At 59.3% G+C, this 18,773-nt stretch carries 14 protein-coding genes; 5 read left to right on the top strand and 9 right to left on the bottom strand.

The window, feature by feature from the left end; translation table 11 throughout:
* Both NKI49_RS08605 and NKI49_RS08600 read left to right on the top strand, forming a co-directional pair.
* Complete coding sequence (locus NKI49_RS08605; protein WP_352599449.1) at positions 1–924, top strand: carbohydrate kinase family protein; 924 nt, start codon at positions 1–3, stop codon at positions 922–924.
* Positions 925–1,188: 264 nt separating this feature from the next.
* Complete coding sequence (locus NKI49_RS08600) at positions 1,189–2,331, top strand: DegT/DnrJ/EryC1/StrS family aminotransferase (protein WP_352599447.1); 1,143 nt, start codon at positions 1,189–1,191, stop codon at positions 2,329–2,331.
* 13 nt (positions 2,332–2,344) lie between these two features.
* Here the strand turns inward: NKI49_RS08600 and cysQ are convergent, their stop codons facing one another.
* From cysQ to cysD, 3 genes are read right to left on the bottom strand one after another with little or no spacing between them, the layout of a single operon-like run.
* Positions 2,345–3,136, bottom strand: coding sequence for a 3'(2'),5'-bisphosphate nucleotidase CysQ (gene cysQ, locus NKI49_RS08595; protein ID WP_352599743.1), 792 nt, complete (start codon positions 3,134–3,136; stop codon positions 2,345–2,347).
* Positions 3,137–3,146: 10 nt separating this feature from the next.
* Positions 3,147–5,084, bottom strand: coding sequence for a sulfate adenylyltransferase subunit CysN (gene cysN / locus NKI49_RS08590; protein ID WP_352599445.1), 1,938 nt, complete (start codon positions 5,082–5,084; stop codon positions 3,147–3,149).
* Between the two features lie 2 nt (positions 5,085–5,086).
* Positions 5,087–5,992, bottom strand: coding sequence for a sulfate adenylyltransferase subunit CysD (gene cysD, locus NKI49_RS08585; protein ID WP_027022876.1), 906 nt, complete (start codon positions 5,990–5,992; stop codon positions 5,087–5,089).
* A gap of 464 nt (positions 5,993–6,456) precedes the next feature.
* Here cysD and NKI49_RS08580 point away from each other — a divergent pair, with 464 nt between their 5' ends.
* Positions 6,457–7,755 (top strand): O-antigen ligase family protein, encoded by a 1,299-nt coding sequence (locus NKI49_RS08580; RefSeq protein WP_352599442.1) that lies wholly within the window; start codon positions 6,457–6,459, stop codon positions 7,753–7,755.
* 17 nt (positions 7,756–7,772) lie between these two features.
* Positions 7,773–8,720: an NAD-dependent epimerase/dehydratase family protein gene (locus tag NKI49_RS08575; RefSeq protein ID WP_352599440.1), complete on the top strand. Its 948-nt coding sequence runs from the start codon at positions 7,773–7,775 to the stop codon at positions 8,718–8,720.
* 38 nt (positions 8,721–8,758) lie between these two features.
* Here NKI49_RS08575 and NKI49_RS08570 read toward each other — a convergent pair whose 3' ends face one another.
* The 3 genes from NKI49_RS08570 to NKI49_RS08560 all read right to left on the bottom strand — a co-directional run bounded on the left by NKI49_RS08570 (position 8,759) and on the right by NKI49_RS08560 (position 12,441).
* The gene (locus NKI49_RS08570; protein ID WP_352599438.1) at positions 8,759–9,298 is read right to left on the bottom strand and encodes a sugar transferase; all 540 of its coding nucleotides are present in this window, start codon (positions 9,296–9,298) and stop codon (positions 8,759–8,761) included.
* A gap of 122 nt (positions 9,299–9,420) precedes the next feature.
* Positions 9,421–10,353 carry a glycosyltransferase family 2 protein gene (locus NKI49_RS08565; protein WP_352599436.1) on the bottom strand — a complete coding sequence of 311 codons (933 nt, stop codon included), beginning with the start codon at positions 10,351–10,353 and terminating at the stop codon, positions 9,421–9,423.
* Between the two features lie 105 nt (positions 10,354–10,458).
* The gene (locus NKI49_RS08560) at positions 10,459–12,441 is read right to left on the bottom strand and encodes an SDR family NAD(P)-dependent oxidoreductase (RefSeq protein ID WP_352599434.1); all 1,983 of its coding nucleotides are present in this window, start codon (positions 12,439–12,441) and stop codon (positions 10,459–10,461) included.
* Positions 12,442–12,724: 283 nt separating this feature from the next.
* On the opposite strand from NKI49_RS08560, the gene NKI49_RS08555 reads away from it, so the two are divergent.
* A complete protein-coding gene (locus NKI49_RS08555; protein ID WP_352599432.1) occupies positions 12,725–14,512 on the top strand; it encodes a capsular polysaccharide synthesis protein in 1,788 nt (595 codons plus the stop codon).
* On the opposite strand, the gene NKI49_RS08550 is transcribed toward NKI49_RS08555, so the two are convergent.
* The 3 genes from NKI49_RS08550 to NKI49_RS08540 are packed head-to-tail and all read right to left on the bottom strand — an operon-like array spanning position 14,409 to position 18,758.
* Entirely contained in the window at positions 14,409–15,917 is a 1,509-nt protein-coding gene (locus NKI49_RS08550; RefSeq protein ID WP_352599430.1) for an ABC transporter ATP-binding protein, read from the bottom strand. The two genes, NKI49_RS08555 and NKI49_RS08550, sit on opposite strands and share 104 nt — an antisense overlap.
* The gene (locus tag NKI49_RS08545; protein WP_352599428.1) at positions 15,907–16,695 is read right to left on the bottom strand and encodes an ABC transporter permease; all 789 of its coding nucleotides are present in this window, start codon (positions 16,693–16,695) and stop codon (positions 15,907–15,909) included. Before NKI49_RS08545 ends, NKI49_RS08550 begins: the two co-directional genes overlap by 11 nt.
* 17 nt (positions 16,696–16,712) lie before the next feature.
* The gene (locus tag NKI49_RS08540; RefSeq protein WP_352599426.1) at positions 16,713–18,758 is read right to left on the bottom strand and encodes a methyltransferase domain-containing protein; all 2,046 of its coding nucleotides are present in this window, start codon (positions 18,756–18,758) and stop codon (positions 16,713–16,715) included.
* Between the last annotated feature and the right edge of the window lie 15 nt (positions 18,759–18,773).

Raw genomic sequence — 18,773 nt, 5'->3', positions numbered from 1 at the left:
ATGATCCTCTGCTGCGGCGAAGCCCTGATCGACATGCTGCCGCGCACCACGACGCTGGGTGAGCCGGCCTTTGCTCCCTATGTCGGCGGCGCGGTGTTCAACACGGCCATCGCGCTCGGCCGTCTGGGCGCGCCGGCCGGCTTCTTTTCCGGCCTGTCGTCGGACCTGTTCGGCGGCCAGCTCCGCGAGGCGCTGGGGGCAAGCAACGTCAGTTCCACCTATGCGCATACCTCCCCTCGCCCTACTACGCTCGCCTTCGTTCGGCTGAACAATGGTCAGGCGACCTACACCTTCTATGACGAAAACACCGCCGGGCGCATGCTGACGGTCGACGACCTGCCGCAACTCGGCAGCGAGATCGAGGCCATGCTGTTCGGTGCCATCAGCCTGATCTCTGAGCCAGCCGGCAGTGCCTATGAGGAATTGATGCGGCGCGAGCACGCTGGCCGCGTCATGATGCTCGATCCCAACATTCGCCCGAACTTCATCCCTGACAAGGCAAAGCACCTCAGGCGCATCCGCTCCATGATGGCGATGGCCGATATCGTGAAACTATCGGACGAGGACCTCAACTGGTTCGGGGAAGCCGGCTCGCATGAGGATGTCGTGCGCAATTGGCTCGACCGCGGCCCCAAGCTCATCGTGGTCACGCATGGCAGCGATGGGGCGGTCGGCTACAGCAGGGACCACGCCGTCACGGTGATCCCGGAAAAGGTCGAAGTGGTCGACACGGTCGGCGCGGGCGACACGTTCAACGCCGGCATTCTCGCCTCATTGCATGAACAAGGGCTGCTATCGAAGTCAGCGATCGCCGCGCTTTCGCAAGACGCCATCCGCAAGGCGTTGGCGCTGGGGGCCAAGGCGGCGGCGGTAACCGTATCGCGGGCTGGCGCCAACCCGCCCTGGCGGCGCGAGATCGGCTGAGCCGCTGTTCAATATAAGTTGAGCCCGTCGATCACTTTATGTTTCGCAGAGCCGATTCCCAGGACTATAAAGGCCGCATCGCGCCCGACGGAGCCCGGATTTGCGGCATCCAGCGAAGGTCCGCCGGGATATAAAGGTAACAGCCGCGATATTTGCGCAATTCGCGGCTCTGCCTGCCCGGCTTTCTCGGCAGGCACAACTCTGGTACCAGCGGGCCGTTATCTGGCTAAACCGCCTACTCTGGTCAAACCGTTCGAGGCCGACATGCAGTTCATCGATCTTGGCGCACAGCGCGAACGAATCCGCGACCGGCTGAAGGCCGCCATCGACCGTGTCGTCGAGGAAGGCCGCTATATCCTGGGACCTCAGGTCACCGAATTCGAGAACAAGCTCGCCGCTTATGTCGGCACCAAGCATGTCGTGGCCTGTGCCAACGGTACCGATGCGCTGCTGTTGCCGCTGTTTGCCGCCGGCATCGGCCCGGGCGACGCGGTGTTCGTGCCGAGCTTCACTTTCGCCGCCACCGCCGAAGTGGTGGCATTGGCCAAGGCAGAACCGGTTTTCGTCGACGTGGATCCCAAGACCTACAATATCGACGTCGCCAGCCTTGAAGCGGCCATCGCGATGATCAAGAAGGAAGGCCGGCTGAAGCCGAAGGCAATCATCCCGGTCGATCTGTTCGGCCTTGCCGCCGACTACGAGGCGATCCTGGCGATCGCCAACCGCGAGAATCTGATGGTGATCGAGGATGCCGCCCAGTCGATGGGCGGTTCGGCGGACGGCAAGATGTGCGGCTCGTTCGGCGCGGTCGGCTCGACCAGCTTCTATCCCGCGAAACCGCTTGGCTGCTATGGCGATGGCGGCGCGATGTTCACCAATGACGATGCGCTGGCCGAGCAGCTCAGGTCCTTCGCCTTCCACGGCAAGGGCGAGACGCAATATGACAATGTCCGCGTCGGCATCAATTCACGGCTCGACACGATACAGGCGGCGATCCTGATCGAGAAGCTGGCTATTCTCGAGGACGAGATGGTCGCGCGCCAGGTGGTGGCAAACCGTTATGCCGAAGGGCTTGGCGACATCGTTACCGCCGCCCGCAATCTGGACGGCAGCCGCTCGGCCTGGGCGCAATACGCGATCGAGACGCCCAAGCGCGACGGACTGAAGGCACATCTTACGGAAAAGGGCATTCCGTCGGTCATCTACTACGTCAAGCCGCTGCATGCCCAAGTCGCCTATCGCGACTACCCGCGCACGCCGACCGGTCTTGCCGTTTCAGAGGAACTGCCGAAGCGGATCCTGTGCCTGCCGATGCATCCGTATCTCAGCGAAGCCGACCAGGACCGGATCATCGAAACGATCCGCAACTATGTCGGCTCAAATTCGGCGCAGGCTGCGGCCGAGTAACAGTTGGCCGGCCTTAGACGGGGCCCGCCCCTGCCTTGCCGCTGGCGATGAAATGCGGATTGGCGAAATCTTCGTCGTCGGCCTGATTGCGTTTGCCATAGGCGAGCGGCTGGCCGTCCAAAGTGCGTGTCATGCCGCCGGCCGCGCGCAGCACCGCGTCGCCGGCCGCCGTGTCCCATTCCATGGTGCGGCCGAAGCGTGGGTAGACATCCGCCTCGGCGCCGGCGAGAAGGCAGAATTTCAACGACGAGCCGACCGAGACGATCTCGGCGGCACCGAGGTCGCGAATATAGGCCTCGGTTTCCGGGGTGTTGTGAGAGCGGCTGGCAACGACGGCCAACGGTGTCACGGCTGTCCTCACCGAGATCGGCCGGCGGCCGACGATCCGGTAATCGTCACTGACCTCGATCGTTTCCGCCCTACCCGGCCGGCCGGAAAAGAACCGGCCGGTACAAGGCGCAAAGACGACGCCGACTTCCGGCACGCCATGGCGGATAAGGGCGATGTTGACGGTGAAATCGGTGCGGCGGTTGACGAATTCCTTGGTGCCGTCGAGCGGGTCGATCAGGAAGAAGGCGTCGCCAAGATCTGGCGGCATGATGCCGGCCGCCGCTTCCTCCTCGGCCACGCACGGAATGTCGGGGAATGCGGCGCGCAGCCCGGCGAGAATGATCTTCTCGCTCTCGCGGTCCGCCTCGGTCACCGGCGAAGCATCGGACTTACGGTCGACCGCGCAGCCGGCATGGAACACACGCATGACCTCGCGGCCGGCCGCCAGGGCCAGTTGCTCGAAGATTTCGAGCATCGGCCCGTCGTCAGATGCCGCCGCCGCTGTCGTATTGGTCTTCGGCAATGTCGCGCTCGTTCAGCCAGTGTTCCAAGGTATCTACCATCTCTTCGGCCGATTTGCCGAGCGTCTCGAGATGGATTTCCGGGTGTTGCGGCGCTTCGTAGGGGGAATCGACGCCGGTGAAATTCTTGATTTCGCCGCTCAACGCCCGCGCATAGAGGCCCTTCGGATCGCGCCGGGCGCATTCCTCGAAAGGCGTGTCGACAAACACCTCGATGAACTCGCCATCGGCCATCAACTCGCGCGCCATGCGCCGCTCGGCGCTGAACGGCGAAATGAACGAGACGATGACGATCAGCCCGGCATCGGCCATCAGCCTGGCCACTTCGGCGACGCGGCGGATGTTCTCGACGCGATCGGCGTCGGTGAAACCGAGATCGCGGTTGAGGCCGTGACGGACATTGTCGCCATCCAGGATATAGGTGTGGCGGCCGGTGGCGGACAGCTTCTTCTCGAACAAATTGGCGATGGTCGACTTGCCCGAGCCGGACAGGCCGGTGAACCAGAACACCGCCGGCCGCTGGTTCTTCATGTCGGCGCGCACGCGCTTGCCGACATCGAGCGACTGCCAATGGATGTTCTCGGCGCGGCGCAACGAATGCAGGATCATGCCGGCGCCGACGGTGGCGTTGCTGATCCGGTCGATCAGGATGAAGGCGCCGGTGATGCGGTTCTCGGCGAAAGGGTCGAAGGCGATCGGCGCCCGCGTCGAGATGTTGCAGATGCCGACTTCGTTCATCTCCAGCGATTTGGCCGCCTCATGGGCAAAGTCGTTGACGTTGATCCGGTATTTGAGATCGGTGACGGTGGCGCTGGTCTGGTCGGTCTCGGTGCGCAGGATGTAGGAGCGGCCGGGCAGCAGCGCATGCTCGTCGAACCAGACGATGTTGGCGGCGAACTGGTCGGCGACCTGCGGCCGCGCGGCGGGCGAAACCAGCATGTTGCCGCGCGAGACCTCGACCTCGTCGTCGAGAACGAGCGTGACGGCCTGGCCGGCGACCGCGTGTTTGAGATCGCCTCCCTGGGCGACGATGCGCTTGACGTGCGAGGCCTTGCCGGATTTGGCGACGACGACCTCGTCGCCGGGCGCGACGGAGCCGGAGGCGATCGTGCCGGCAAAGCCGCGAAAGTCGAGATTGGGGCGATTGACGTACTGGACCGGAAAGCGCAGCGGCAGCTCCGCGGCGGCTTCTTCGACCGACACCGTTTCGAGATGCTCGATCAGCGTCGGACCGGAATACCATTGCAGGCGTTCGGAGCGGCTGCTCACATTGTCGCCATAGCGGGCCGACATCGGGATCGGCACGATGGTCTGGAAGCCGAGATCGCGCGAAAAGCGGCGATAGTCTTCAACGGTGCGGTCAAAGACCGCCTGGTCGAAATCGACGAGATCGATCTTGTTGAGAGCCACCACGATGTGGCGGATGCCGAGCAGCGAGGCGATGATCGAATGACGCCTCGTCTGGCGCAGCACCCCTTGCCGGGCATCGACGAGCACGATCGCCAGGTCGGCGGTCGAGGCGCCGGTCGCCATGTTGCGCGTGTACTGTTCATGGCCGGGCGTGTCGGCGACGATGAACTTGCGCTTCGGCGTGGCGAAAAAGCGGTAGGCGACGTCGATGGTGATGCCTTGTTCGCGTTCGGCCTCGAGCCCGTCGACCAGCAGCGCGAAATCGACGTCGTCGCCGGTGGTGCCGTGCTTGCGCGAATCGCGTTCGAGCGCGGCGAGCTGGTCCTCGAAAATCTGCTTGGTGTCGGACAGCAGCCGCCCGATCAGCGTCGACTTGCCGTCATCGACAGAACCGCAGGTCAGGAAGCGCAGCAGCGACTTCTTCTCCTGCGCCGCCAGATAGTCGCGGACCCCGTCCGTCGGTGCCAGGCTCTTTGCCATGATGTGGCGCATGGTCAGAAATACCCCTCGCGCTTTTTCTTTTCCATCGAGCCGGATTCATCGCGGTCGATCAGGCGGCCTTGCCGTTCGGACGTGCGCGCGGTCAACATCTCGCCAACGATGGCTTCGAGCGTGTCGGCATCCGATTCTATGGCGCCGGTCAGCGGATAGCAGCCAAGCGTGCGGAACCGCACCAGCCGGTTTTCGACAACCTCGCCGGCGCGCAGTTTCATACGCTCGTCATCCCTGAGGATCAGCATGCCATCGCGTTCTACCACCGGCCGTTCCTTGGCGAAATAGAGCGGCACGATCGGAATATCCTCCTGAAGGATGTATTGCCAGATATCGAGTTCGGTCCAGTTCGACAGCGGAAAGACGCGGATCGACTCACCGGACGCGATGCGGGTGTTGAATATCTTCCACATTTCGGGCCGCTGGTTCTTCGGGTCCCAGACGTGCTGCGCATTGCGGAAGGAAAAGATGCGCTCCTTGGCGCGCGACTTTTCCTCATCGCGACGGGCGCCACCAAAGGCGGCATCGAAACCGTATTTGTCGAGCGCCTGGCGCAGCGCCACGGTCTTCATCACATGGGTGTGGGTGTTCGAGCCGTGGTCGAACGGATTGATATTGTCGCGCACGCCGTCTTCGTTGACGTGAACCAGCAGGTCGAAACCGAGTTTCTGCGCCATCTGATCGCGAAAGGCGATCATTTCACGGAATTTCCAGGTCGTGTCGACGTGGAGGAACGGGAACGGCGGTTTGGCGGGATAGAACGCCTTCATCGCCAGATGCATCAGCACGGATGAATCCTTGCCGACCGAATAGAGCATGACCGGCTTGGCAAAGGCGGCCGCAACCTCGCGAAAGATGTGGATGGACTCGGCCTCTAGCCGCTGCAGATGCGTAAGCGCTGTTGTCATGGACTGTGAGTGTTCTCTCGTGCGACAGAAGACCTTGCGTCAGATCGTCGGGGCCTTTGCGCCCGGTTCAAGCTTCGCTTCTGGATAATGTGTTCCGTGCGGGCGTTCTAGCAGATCGCCGCAGTCGAGAACAATGCAAGACGAGCGCGCCACCGTGGGTTCGAGAATGAATTTTCCATGGGCGCCCCAAAACCCGGAAATTTCTGCCCGCTAGGCTGATGGCCGGGAAAGCGACGGGAAAATATTAGTTGAACCAAGGCATCCCGCCGAACGCCATCCCGGATTACTGGCGCCGTTGCCGATTTTTCCGTGACGATCAGCCCAACACTATCGAAAACGGAGCCCGGCCGTTATACCAGCCTCTGAACGAGGGAAAAATGCGTCATCAGGCATGGGCAATTTCGACCGGAACCATTCGATTCCCTCTGCTTTATGAAACTTCCAGAAAATAGCGGGCAAGACAATTGAACCGGCTTTCGTCGATCAGGCAGCAATTCACGGCTTCTCGGGTCAATATCTACTTCTCCATCATTTGCTTCCTTTTCCCGCCGATCCTGGGATCGGTGGTCAGCTTCGTGTTCAATGGCGGCGGCCTGGCATCGGCCCTATTGATTGCCGTCAGGAAAAGACATTTCAACATCGACCGGGCGATGATGGCGTTGACCGTCGCGATCTATGCTTATTGCGCAGCCAATCTGATCGCTTCCATCGTCAACAATTCGATCGTCCGGGACGCCTCCCACCTCATCCCGCTGGTAACCTTGCTGTTTTTCCCGCTCTCCTATTCGACCTGGAGCATCACGCAGAAGGCAGTGCTTGTCCGCATTATCGTGCTGAGCAGCATGGCGGCGTGTTTTGCCGCGCTGCTGCTGGCGATCATTCAGCAATATTGGCTTGGGATGAGGGCCGAGGGCGGAGCCGGAAATGCGATTATCTTCGCCACGGTGCTGTGCCTTGCCGTGATGGTCTGCATGGCCGGCGCCGTGTCGGATATCGAGAAGCGCGGGGGCGCCCTCGTCTGCGCCTCGCTCTGCGGGACGATCGCCATCATCTACTCCGGGTCGCGCATTATCTGGCTGGCGCTGCTGATTGCCGGCATCGCCGTTCTAATGATCAACCGGCAGAAGCTGAGAGAGATGAATGCCGTCCGCCTGCTGCTACTGCTGGCGGCGGTCGGCATCGTGATCGCTGCTTTCGGCTTCCAGACGATATCCGGGCGCCTCGACTTTCTGCGCTCCGACTGGGATACGCTTGGCGTGCACGGCAATTACGACACCTCGTTGGGGATGCGTGTCGCGCTCTGGGAGATCGGCCTGAAGGCGTTCCGGGAGATGCCCCTGTTCGGACATGGAGTGGGTGCAACCCAGCTTTTGATAAAGCAAGGTTTCCAAGACCAGTTCGCGATGGACGCAGGCTTCAATCATTTCCACAACGGCTTTCTGACTGCATTGGTGCAGGCAGGAATTCTGGGCGCGGTAACGCTTGCGGCGATCTTTGTCGTTGCCGCCAGGAATGCCGCCGTGGTGCTGCGCAACAGCGTCGATCCGATCGAGCAGTTCGGCGCCACCATGATCGTCGTCGCGGTGATCGTTTATCTGACCGGTGGGATGACCGGCATTCTGGTCGGCCATGACATTCTGGACTCGGTGCTGATGGTCTTCCTGGTGTCGGGAACATATCTTGCCTGCGGACATCAGGCCCCACTGCCGGAAGAGCAAGCGTCAAGGGTGGAAGAGCAGGCTCTTCCATCAGCCGCTCGATAGCCATTGCGGGCTGGACAATGAAAGTGTTGGTCACCGGCGCGACGGGTTTCATCGGGCGCGTTGTCGTCAGCCAGCTTCGCGAGGCTGGTGCCGAGCTTCGCCTCGCCTCCCGCCGCCCCGAGGGGCTTGGCTCCGGGGACGATGCGGTGCTTATGCCCGATTTCGATGCGCCGGACGCGGCTTTTGCCGCGCTTACCAAGGATGTGACGCATGTCGTCCATTGCGCGGGCCTGAACAACGATCAAGGCAATGCCACCGAGGCCGACTTTCAGGCAGCCAACGCCGAATTGACCGCGCGGCTGGCGCATGCCGCTGCCACGCAGGTGAGCGGACGCTTCATCCACCTGTCCTCGATCCGGGCCGTGATCGGCGCGCGGGTCAGCGCAACGATCGACGAAGAGACGATCCCCGACCCGCAATGCGCCTATGGGCGCTCGAAGCGCGAAGGCGAGATCAGGGTGCTGGACGCCTATGCCTCGCGCGGCCGTCCGGATGCCACCGTATTGCGCCTGCCTCCGGTCTACGGAACCGGCATGAAGGGGAATCTGGCGACGCTGATGCGCCTGGCCGATACCGCCCTGCCGCTGCCGACCGGCGCCCTGACAGGAACCCGCTCGCTGCTGTCATCGCTATCGGCCGCCCGAACGGTACGGCATTTGCTGATGCATCCGGGACCACTGCATCCGGTCTATGGTGCCAGCGATGTGCCGCCGGTTTCGGTTGGCGCCATTGTCGGCGCTTATCGCAGCGGCTTCGGACGGCCGGCGCGCCTGATGCCCATGCCGGCCCAGTTGATGCGGGCGGCCGCCGTCCTGCTGGGCAAGCGGACATTTTGGGACAGCATGACCGCGACGCAGACATGCGACCCTTCCCTGCTGATATCCCAGGGCTGGACGCCTGAAAACGGCACGCTGGAGCGGCTGGCGGAGATGGCACGGCTCGGCAAATCGCAGTTTCTTGCTTGACCATGGTCGTTCCAACGAACCGGCTTGCGCTGGGCCGCTCAACTTCGATAGAGCGTTCCAACCAGGATCCGAAGATCGAGCCAGAACGACGCTGCCTTGAGATAGGCTGCATCGGTTTCGGCCAAAAGCTGCGGGTTCGACATGTCGATACCCTTGATCTGGGCCAGGCCGGTAATGCCGGGAAGTGCCGCCGAGACCCCCAGCCGCTCGCGACACTCGATCAGTTCCGTCTGGGTCGGCAGACAGGGACGCGGCCCGACCAGGCTCATCTCGCCCTTCAGGACGTTCCAGAACTGTGGCAGCTCATCGAGCTTGAATTTTCTCAAGACCTTTCCGACGGACGTCACGGCATTCGCCGGCGCCTCGTGCGAGGGCAATGACGGCGTTCCCTGATACATCGTCCTCAGTTTGTGGCAGCGAAAAAGCACACCGCCGCGGCCGACCCGCGTCTGGGAAAAAATTACCGGACCGGGCGATGATGCCCGGACGGCAAGCACGGCGAGCAGCAGCACGGGGGATGTGACCATCAGCAGCAGCGTTGCACCGGCGACGTCGAAGATTTGCTTGGCTGTCGTCATGAACGGCCGACTATGCTCCTGGTCAAAGCTCCCCGTGGCAATGCGCGGACGAAGCTGGTCAATCCGGCCGACGTAGCATGAGGACCCCTCTTGACCAAGCGCGCCTTGCAGCCGTTCGAAGTTCAGATGCGACCCAGGATGAATGCGAGGTAGAGCCCCAGCGTCCCGGCAAAAGTCTGGCGATAGACGCCGCTTTTGCGCAAACCATCCAAGCGGCGGAAAAGACCGCCTCGCCGACTATTTGTGAACAGGTCGACGCATGCCGCGGCATCCTGGGTAAGCAAGTCGCGATTGACGGCAAGGCCGGCAAGATTGAGATCGGTCCAGCCGGCAAAGTCACCCTTGAACAGGCGGCCAAGCCGCGAGATTCTCGCCTGCCACGATGCATTGGCGCCAACCAAATTCGCCGCATGCTGCCGGTAGCGCACCAGCGGTCGCGGATCGTAGCGGACGAGCCCGCCGGCCCCGGTGACAATCAGGTAGGCCCACCAATCGTGGCTGACGAAGCCGCTCCGCGCAGAAGCCGTGGCCAGCAGATCGCGCGCCGTGCGGTTGAGCAGGATGGTGTTGCCGCCGGCGATGCTTTGAACAAGCGCGTTGCGGAAGGACGGCGGCCGCCGAAACAGCGGCGAATGGCCGACCAGGCTTCCTGTTTCGGTCATGGTCGCGGTCCGCGAGCAGAACATGAGCGGGATTTCTGCGTCGAATGCCTGCATCCAGGTGATGGCGCTTTCCAGCCTGTCGGGTTCCCAGATGTCGTCCTGGTCGCTGAATGCATAGCAGTCCGCATCGATGCGCCGATCGAGGAGCATCGACCGGAAATTGGCGGCGAACCCTTGCCGCGGGCCTTCCATCAGGGTCATTCGACCCTTGGACCAGCGAGGTTTCCATGCCTCGACAATGGCAGTGGTGCCATCGACGGAGCCGTCGTCGGAGATCCACAGATCGATCAAGGGGTGCGACTGCATGAGCAGCGACTGCAACTGCTCATCGATGAAAGCGGCGCCGTCTTTCGTGCCCATCAGGACCGCGATGCGCAGATCTGCCCTATCCACGAATGTCAAACACCTTGTAAGGTTTTCAGATCCACGAAATCGCGCCCATCTGTTGTTAAGCGGATTTTGCGACGCCAAACGTTTCCGCCCAGGCTGCAAATTGCTCTAACTCGCCTGGCCGGCTGTCTTCGGGATCAGCCGTGCGTGCGCCCTTGTCTTCGTCGTACGGTCGAGGTCCGCCAGGACGGCGAGCGAGCTTGCCTTGTCCTGCCCCTTCATCGATTGCTGCAGCGCGGCTAGCGCGGCCTGGACATCGGGCCACTGCGCGACATCCGTGCTCAGGCCAAAAATCTTCGAGGTGCTGAGTTCGACCAGTTCCTCGTCTTCGCCGTGCAGCGTCTCGTGAAGCTTCTCACCTGGCCGTATGCCGGTGAAGCGGATCGGAATGTCGCTGTATGGGCTCTTTCCCGCCATGCGGATCATCGTCTCGGCAACTTCGAGGATCGGCACCGGCTTGCCCATGTCGAGCATGTAGACGGCGTAATCCTGGCCGGCCGGGCGCGACGCGGCGTCGGCGGCGGACATGATGACCAGGTCGACGGCTTCGGCGACAGTCATGAAATAGCGCGTCATGCGCCGGTCGGTAATGGTGACGGGCCCGCCGGCCTCGATCTGCGCCTGGAATATGGTCGCCACCGAGCCGTTGCTGCCGAAGACGTTACCGAACCGGACGGCTATGAACTTGGTGGCGGAGCGGCGCCCGGTCGGCTCGCTGGCCGCTGTTCCGTGCAAGGCGCTGACGATCTGTTCGGCGGCACGTTTTGTCATGCCGAGCACGGATGACGGATCGACGGCCTTGTCGCTCGATATCAGGACGAATTGCGCCACCCCGCACTTGGCGGCAACCTCGGCGCAGACGAGCGTGCCGAAGACATTGGTCTGGATGGCCGATTCCCAGTTCTCCTCGAGCAGTGGCACGTGCTTCAGCGCCGCGGCATGGAAGATGATGTCGGGCTTGAATTCCGTCGCCACGCGCGTCATCTGGCGCCGGTCCGCGACATCGACGATGCGGACCTTGAGACGGTCGTGGTCCTTCTCCTCGACATACTGGCTCAACTGAAAGATGCCGAACTCGGAGTTGTCGGCGACCAGCACCGCCTCGGCCCCCAGTTCCAGCGACCGCTTGACCAGCGTGCGGCCGATGGACCCGGCGCCTCCCGTAACCAGGACCCGCTTGCCGCCGACGAAGGCGCCGATGCGCTCGATATCGGACGGCACCGTCTGGCGGCGCAGGATGGTCTCCATCTCGACCGCGTCGAGAACGAGCTTTCCCTCATGGCCCAGCTGCGAGAGTCCCGAGAACTGGACGACCGCGATGTCGGCATGCCGCGCGACGCGGACAAGCTCCGAATATTCCTCGATCTCATGCTCGGCTCCGCTGCCGAAAATCAGGAGATCGAGGCTTTGGGTGCCGGATGTATAGTCCTCGAGGACCTCGATCAGGCGCGGTCGGGTCGCCACCACGGGAACGCCTTGGATCCGCGTGCCCAGCGGCGCGCCCTGCTCGGTCGCCATGATGCCGGCGATCGAGTGGTCGGCCGGCTGCGCCGTGCGTGTGAAGCGGATGATCAGGTCGGCCTCGCCGAGCCGGCCGACGAACAATGCCTGCTTGGTCCGCGTTCTATCGGCATTGCGATTCAAGATGCCCCAACTCGCGCCGTCGCGCAGGAAGCGGTAGAACAGCCTGGGCGCGGATATGATGGTGAAGGAGACCAGCAGAAAAACGATGAACTGGCGCTCGTTGAGCCCTTGCACGGGCTGGAAAGAACGAACCAGCAGCGAAACCAGGTAAAGAGTGAGCGTCAAAATCGCGCAGCTCTTCAGGATGTTGAAAAAGTCCGGCGTCGAGGCAAAACGCCAGACCGTGGTGTAGAGCCCGCAATACCGGAACAGCAGATGGCCGATGAGAACGATGCTCGCCCAGGTGGCCAGCCCCTCGGTGGACAGCGCATCGAACGAAAGGTCCGACCGCGACAAAACGAGGCTAAGCGCCACCGCGACCAGGACCATGATCACGTCCTGGACCATGATGAAGACACGCCGCATCTCCGGCCTGAGTCCGAACACAGCTTCCAGGTAAGAATTCATGGGATAGTACTAGACTCCAGGCTTTCGGACATCAGCAACAGCGAAGTGCGGACACGAAGACATTCGCGGCCGATCACTCCTACAAAGCACAATCTCCGGCCCCCGCCGTACTGTATCGCATACTGCGGGCGTGAACGCATAGCCAGAGGTTTTTTGGCGTATGGCATTCTCGGGCAAAATCGAGCCAGCATGTTGTCTGTTGGACTGAGCAGCGTGGGTTGAGGAGTGGAATGTCCACTGCTAAAGGCAGGTCTAAAGCGAGAATTCGCAACCGAGATGAACGATGCCCCCTAAAATTATCTGGACGGCGTGGCTGCAAGGCATCGACGCCGCGCCACCAATCGTCAAAGCGTGTGTGACCTCTTGGCAGAGAAAGAACCCCGGTTGGACGATTCACATCCTCACCAGGGAGACCCTTGCGGATTTTTTGCCGGAGGTAAGTGATCCAAGCTCAATCCTTTCCAGGTCGCTTTCAGAGGCAACCTATAGCGATATAGTGCGCATCGAACTCCTGTGCAGATATGGGGGAGTTTGGGTCGACGCTACTTGCTATTGTCTGCGGCCTCTCGATGAGTGGCTGGATGGATTGATGTCAGAGGGCTTCTTTGCCTTTGAGCGACCGGCCCCTACCCGAATGCTGTCTTCATGGTTTTTGGCGGTATGCCAGTCTTCTTACTTAGCTCACGAGTGGCGCCGACTGGTCTATCGACATTGGCAGAACCGATCAGGTGATTCGGACTACTTCTGGTTCCACCATTTGTTCGGCGAGGCTTATCAAAAAAATAAAAAATTTCGTTTGTTGTGGGATTGCGTGCCCAAGATATCGGCTGGGCCGCCACATCTATTCGCACCTTATGAGACGCGATTGCTCGGCGCGATTTCAAAGGAGGATCGAGAGAGCATATCTCTTGCCAAGCTTCCGATCCTAAAGCTTACACACAAAGTCGATCACAGCGCCGTGCATGAAGGAAGCGCTTACCAATTTCTTTGCAACTTTATTTGGCGCTCGCCCGGACCAGACGTCCAACCTTCGAGCGGCCGACACACAGTGGTCACTGACGCCAAAGCGCAACCGATTCTTTTGTGCTGGTATGGATCGCTGAAGGACAATGGAACTATCGGAGATCTGTACGCGGTGCAGAGTGTCGCTGCTCGCATGAAGGCGCTAGGCTTGAATTTCAGGCATTTAACAGCGAGCCCCGCGTTTGAAATTTCAGGAGAAAGGGTGTCACTGGACGAAATCGACGGGAGTGACTATGCCACTTTGGTTTTCGTTTGCGGTCCAGTCATCAAGGATCATCCGATTGTAGAGACGGTAATTTGTCGATTTCCGTCGATTAGAAAAATCGGGGTCAGCATCAGCCTGTTTGATCAAAACCATATCAACTATGCCCAGCCGTTCGATGTCGCATTGGCTCGAGAAGGCGGCGGTCGGCGCTTTGAGGACGTCGCTATCCTCGCACCTTGGCGGCCTACTCCAACGCGGGTGCGTGGGTCGAACGTACCGCTTGTTGTCGGATTGGTGCTTCGTGGTGAACAGGGTGAGTATGGACTCCAAAATTCACTCCATGATCGCACCAGTGCTCTCACCGCGCGCGTACTCGACACCCTCGCCGCAAATTATCAAGTGAAAACGGTTGAGATAGAACACCACTTGACCCGTTCCGGTCGCGCACCAGTGGAAATCGAGGCTCTATACTCATCTTGCGATCTCGTGCTCACGTCTCGTTTTCATGGTGCAATTCTGGCGATGCGAAATGAGGTTCCTTTCATCGCGATCGATCAGATTCGCGGCGGCGGAAAGCTGACAAGTCTACTTTCCGCCTCTGGATGGCCATTTGTTTATCAGATTGAGCACGCAAAAGAGGATGTGGTGGCCCGCGCTGCCCTCGACCTCATTGAGGGGCGCAAAGTCGACCTGCTGCTGGATGTTATCGAAGGCACCAAATCCAGGGCTGCCGAGACGCTCAGTGCTCTGGAAGTTCTGCTGAAGCCAAAGACACCTGCGGCGTCGCGTCCAAGTTTGCGTAGCCGATTGCGGCAAGGTCTGGCTCGCTGGCGACGCGTATGAGAATGCCTTCAACAATTTTGTGAAGCATACACAATTCATCGTTCACCAACCCTCGCACGCCGGCACTTGCGAGGTAGACTCCCGGCAACATGACACAGTTAAATGTAAAACCTACTGTCATTTCTGAACCGGATCTGGCCAATCGAGTTCTTTCTGCTTTCACCCTGTGCGTGTCTGAACCTGCCAACACCAAGCCCGTTACATTTTTGAACAGGAACTCAAAGCCAACCTCCCTTGCTTCAGAAGAAAAGTTTACTGTGTATTCGAAGATGTACCGCTTTCCCATTTGGAGTACGTTCACCTTCTCGCCACTGAGGGTCAGAACGCGAAGGTCCCGAATGCGGGCGCCTCGTTCTTCGAGATAAACTGCGGACTTCGACTTGAGGTTAGGATCGTAGTAGTCTGCGTACTGACCGGCGGTGTCGCTCGGTTCGATTTTGATAGGTAACGCGACGACCGTACCGGAGGCTTCCGCAGCAGGGTATTTCACGGCGGCGGCCCATTTAGGATCGGGGGCGGCGGGCTTGTCAGCAGCTGATGTCTTGTCACTCGGCGAAACATCGCTGCGCGCCATAATCCCAGCGCGGATTTCTTTCGCCGCCTCCATGCTGGCGTTGACCAGCCGCTGGTATTGCGCCACCACCGCTTTTGGTCGGCCTGCCAGGATGAGTTCACCTGTATCCACGAGCATCGCCCGTGAGCACAATTGCACGATAGTCTGAGCCCCATGGCTCACAAACAGAATGGTGCCGCCCCGTTCCTTGATCTGCTCGATGCGGGCGTAGCACTTGCGCTGAAACGCTTCATCGCCCACCGACAGCGCCTCGTCGACTACCAAAATATCCGGATCGACATTGATGGCCGTGGCAAAGGCCAACCGCACATACATGCCTGACGAATAGGTCTTCACCGGCTGGTCGATGAAAGGCCCAATATCGGCGAAACGAGCGATGTCATCGAAACGCCATTCCATCTCCTTGCGCGGAACACCCAGGATCGAGGCATTGAGAAAGACGTTTTCGCGGCCGGTGAATTCGGGATTGAATCCAGCGCCGAGTTCCAGCAACGCGGCGATGCGGCCGTTGACCTCGACTGAGCCGCTGGTTGGTTGCAGCGTACCGCAAATGATCTGCAGCAGCGTTGATTTCCCGGAACCGTTACGACCGATAATGCCGACCGTCTCGCCGCGGCCGATTTCGAAGGACACACCCGACAGAGCCGCGAAATCTCGGAAATAGCGGCGCGGCGGGCGCCCAATCAGCCGCTCCAGCCGCGGAACGACCATTTGCTTGAAGCGATCTTGCGGCCGTTCAAACATGACATAATGTTTCGACACATCGCGCACGCGAATCGCAAATTCCGAGGTATGTCCGTCCGCCTCGATTGCAGACTTGTTAGAGGACATCGGCAAAGCCCCTGCGGGTCTTCTGAAAAAACTGATAACCGAGAACAGCCACCGCGACTGCTACGCCCGAATAATAGCCGAGCGACATCCAGTTTGGCAGTACGCCGAAAATGACGACGTCGCGGAAACTTTCGACTGGAATTGCGAGCGGATTGAGTGACAGCCAGGGTTGCAACCAGGCTGGCAGCGACGTTCTTTGAAAGAAAACCGGGGAAAGAAACATAGTCGCGGTCACTAGCGGCGCTATGATCTGGCTCATGTCACGAAAATAGACACCGATCGATGCCAACACCCAAGCAATGCCAACCACCATCACGACGAGCGGCGCAAAAACCGCTGGAGCCAGAAGCGCCGTCAGTGGGATATGGCCAAAAACGATATAGGCGAAAGCGAAAAGCACCAGCAGGCTGACAGCAGCATGGAACAGCGCGGCTCCAGCCGAGACAGCCGGCAGGATTTGGATGGGGAAAACGATCTTCTTGACGTAGTTGGTGTTGGTTACAATCAACGACGGCGCAGACGAAACCACCTCAGCAAAAAACTGAAAGACAATCAGCCCGCAAAACAGAATGACGGCGAATTCTCCGGTCGAATGCGTAGCACTCGGCTGGTCTGGAACCGCCCACCGTGATTTCATCACGACACCGAATACGAAAGTGTAAACGGCCAGCATGAACAGCGGATTGAGCAGTGACCATAATAATCCAAGCATGGAACCACGGTAACGACCGACCACCTCTCGACGGATGAGGGATATTAAAACGTCCTTATTTGCCATATCTTGCTTATGATGTCCTAATTCGCAGGAACTTGAGATTCAGCAATCTCGGCACGAATCCGGCGAGCTAATTCCAGCCGATCGGCGATCGGTGAGCTGCCCTTCGCCATATTGACAATGAATTCGTAGCCTTCGGTCTCAAACGAAACTTGCTCCGAGCAACCGACTAGATTCAAGGAGAAAAGGTCATTCATGATCAAAGAAAACGATGCCGGCGTAAATCTCCAGTTATGCACATCAAAATAAGTTTGCTCGACTTGGGACCGCTGGTATAATTCTTCTGCCTGCTGAAAGGTATGCAGGAACTTCAAATCGCCCATCGCACCACGGCGCCATGATGGTTTGCCATCCAAAAACGCAGCAAGGGATACGTGATCAAAGATCGTTCCGGGAGTGTGGCGCTTTCGTTTCTCGACAAAAGCCTGAAGAACTTCTCCTGTCGTAGTGATTCCCCGGAAAATGTCGAAACAATACCGGCAATCCGGTATCGCCAACGAAATTACCCCACCCGGCTTCAACATGGACTCGCATTGCCTAATAAAGCTTACAAGATCTGTCGTATGTTCAATGACGTGCGAAGCAAGGACAAAATCGTAATATTCTCGACGTCCGGTGAGCTCATCCAAAGGCTCTCCCTGCCAAACAAAATCGACTTCCTCTATTAGATTTATGTCGACACCCATTCCTTTGTATTTGCGCCGCAACTCATCCGCAGGCGCATGATCGAGAGTCTCAACGCGGTAGCCCTGCGCCTTCGGTAGCAGAGGACTGTACCCTGGGCCTATCTCAAGGCCCAAACCCTGCGGGTCTATATGCCATAGCAATTTCTCCTGCCTATTCAATTGACGGTCGGGTCGCGCCTTCCTTGTTGGCCGCGAATTTGCGACATCCTCGAAGCTTGAATCTAAGCGAGGATTGCCACTCCTCGTCGCCCGATAAGAATCAGCCGCAATGGCACCGAAACCGGGCCGCGCGGGTTGTGATCGGCTTTCGGTCATAAACCGTTCCATGGCATCGATCCAGTTGCCGGCCTGCTTCGTCAGCACTCGCGAATCCCAAACTTCATTTGAACAATTGGTGGCAATGCGGCGGCGCATTTCATCATCTTGGATCATACGATCTAAGGCGCTCGACCATTCATCATGATTTGCATTGGCCAAAAGGCCGTTCTCATCATGACGTATCGTGCCTCTATAAGCAGCGACGTTGCTATAGATCCCCGGCACGCCAATCGCACTATAGTCAAGAAATTTTATATCGGATTTTGATCTATTAAAACGAGTGTCATTTAGCGGTGCGATTGCAAAATCCCAATCTATCGTCTCCTGCATCCATTTGACAAATCCGGGATACTCCACGCTCTCATGAGGAACTCCGGATATACGAATTGGCGTGGAGCCGAATAGAGAAATAACTTCCGAAGAGCCAGCAACGCCCACGATCTCAAATTCGACATTTGGATTCAACGATATAAACCTTCGAAGAGGCTGTACGATGCCCAACAGATCCTCAAAATGGGTGAAGGTCCCCATATACCCAAATCGCAACTTCCGCGGCGAGGAGGAAGAGGTCCTTGGCTTGCGACGCTTAAATAACGTGTCGTCTATCTGATTGGGCAGAACAGCGATGTTAGGGTTTAGGCTCCCTATACGTTCTGCCAGAGTAGGAGTCGAAGCGATAACGCCGATACTTTTTTGGATAAAGCGCCTGCATATTGTCCGTTGAAGCGCTCCGGGCCAAGGTGCGCATCCTGGCTCATCATTCAGGTCAAGAAGGTTGTCGTCTAACGAATAGACGAGGGGAATTCGCCGTTGTTCGAGCTCAGAAAAAAGGGCGGCCTGCGCAACAGCTTGTTGCCCGGCATCAAAATCTTGGCGCCACAGGCGGTCAACCACGACAACGTCAACAGCATGATTGGGCAGCTCCACGCCGGTCGACAACGCAATTCTTGCCGCGTTTGCATGATGTCCTAGCGGTCTGAGCAGCCGTATATAGCTAGCTCCGAACGGAGTTCGGCCATCTCCACTTTCAAACAAAACATGGACCTTGAGTCTTTTCGACAACGTCCTCAACTCCAC

The sequence above is a fragment of the Mesorhizobium sp. M0587 genome, assembly GCF_040320945.1.
GTDB lineage: Bacteria > Pseudomonadota > Alphaproteobacteria > Rhizobiales > Rhizobiaceae > Mesorhizobium.
Note: the sequence above shows the minus strand (reverse complement) of the source record. Positions and strands in the feature narration are given on the sequence as shown.

Coding starts and splice junctions, on each gene's coding strand:
- NKI49_RS08605 (WP_352599449.1), top strand. CDS start 1: ATGATCCTCTGCTGCGGCGAAGCCCTGATCGACATGCTGCCGCGCACC.
- NKI49_RS08600 (WP_352599447.1), top strand. CDS start 1,189: ATGCAGTTCATCGATCTTGGCGCACAGCGCGAACGAATCCGCGACCGG.
- cysQ (WP_352599743.1), bottom strand. CDS start 3,136: ATGCTCGAAATCTTCGAGCAACTGGCCCTGGCGGCCGGCCGCGAGGTC.
- cysN (WP_352599445.1), bottom strand. CDS start 5,084: ATGCGCCACATCATGGCAAAGAGCCTGGCACCGACGGACGGGGTCCGC.
- cysD (WP_027022876.1), bottom strand. CDS start 5,992: ATGACAACAGCGCTTACGCATCTGCAGCGGCTAGAGGCCGAGTCCATC.
- NKI49_RS08575 (WP_352599440.1), top strand. CDS start 7,773: ATGAAAGTGTTGGTCACCGGCGCGACGGGTTTCATCGGGCGCGTTGTC.
- NKI49_RS08570 (WP_352599438.1), bottom strand. CDS start 9,298: ATGACGACAGCCAAGCAAATCTTCGACGTCGCCGGTGCAACGCTGCTG.
- NKI49_RS08560 (WP_352599434.1), bottom strand. CDS start 12,441: ATGAATTCTTACCTGGAAGCTGTGTTCGGACTCAGGCCGGAGATGCGG.
- NKI49_RS08555 (WP_352599432.1), top strand. CDS start 12,725: ATGCCCCCTAAAATTATCTGGACGGCGTGGCTGCAAGGCATCGACGCC.
- NKI49_RS08550 (WP_352599430.1), bottom strand. CDS start 15,917: ATGTCCTCTAACAAGTCTGCAATCGAGGCGGACGGACATACCTCGGAA.
- NKI49_RS08545 (WP_352599428.1), bottom strand. CDS start 16,695: ATGGCAAATAAGGACGTTTTAATATCCCTCATCCGTCGAGAGGTGGTC.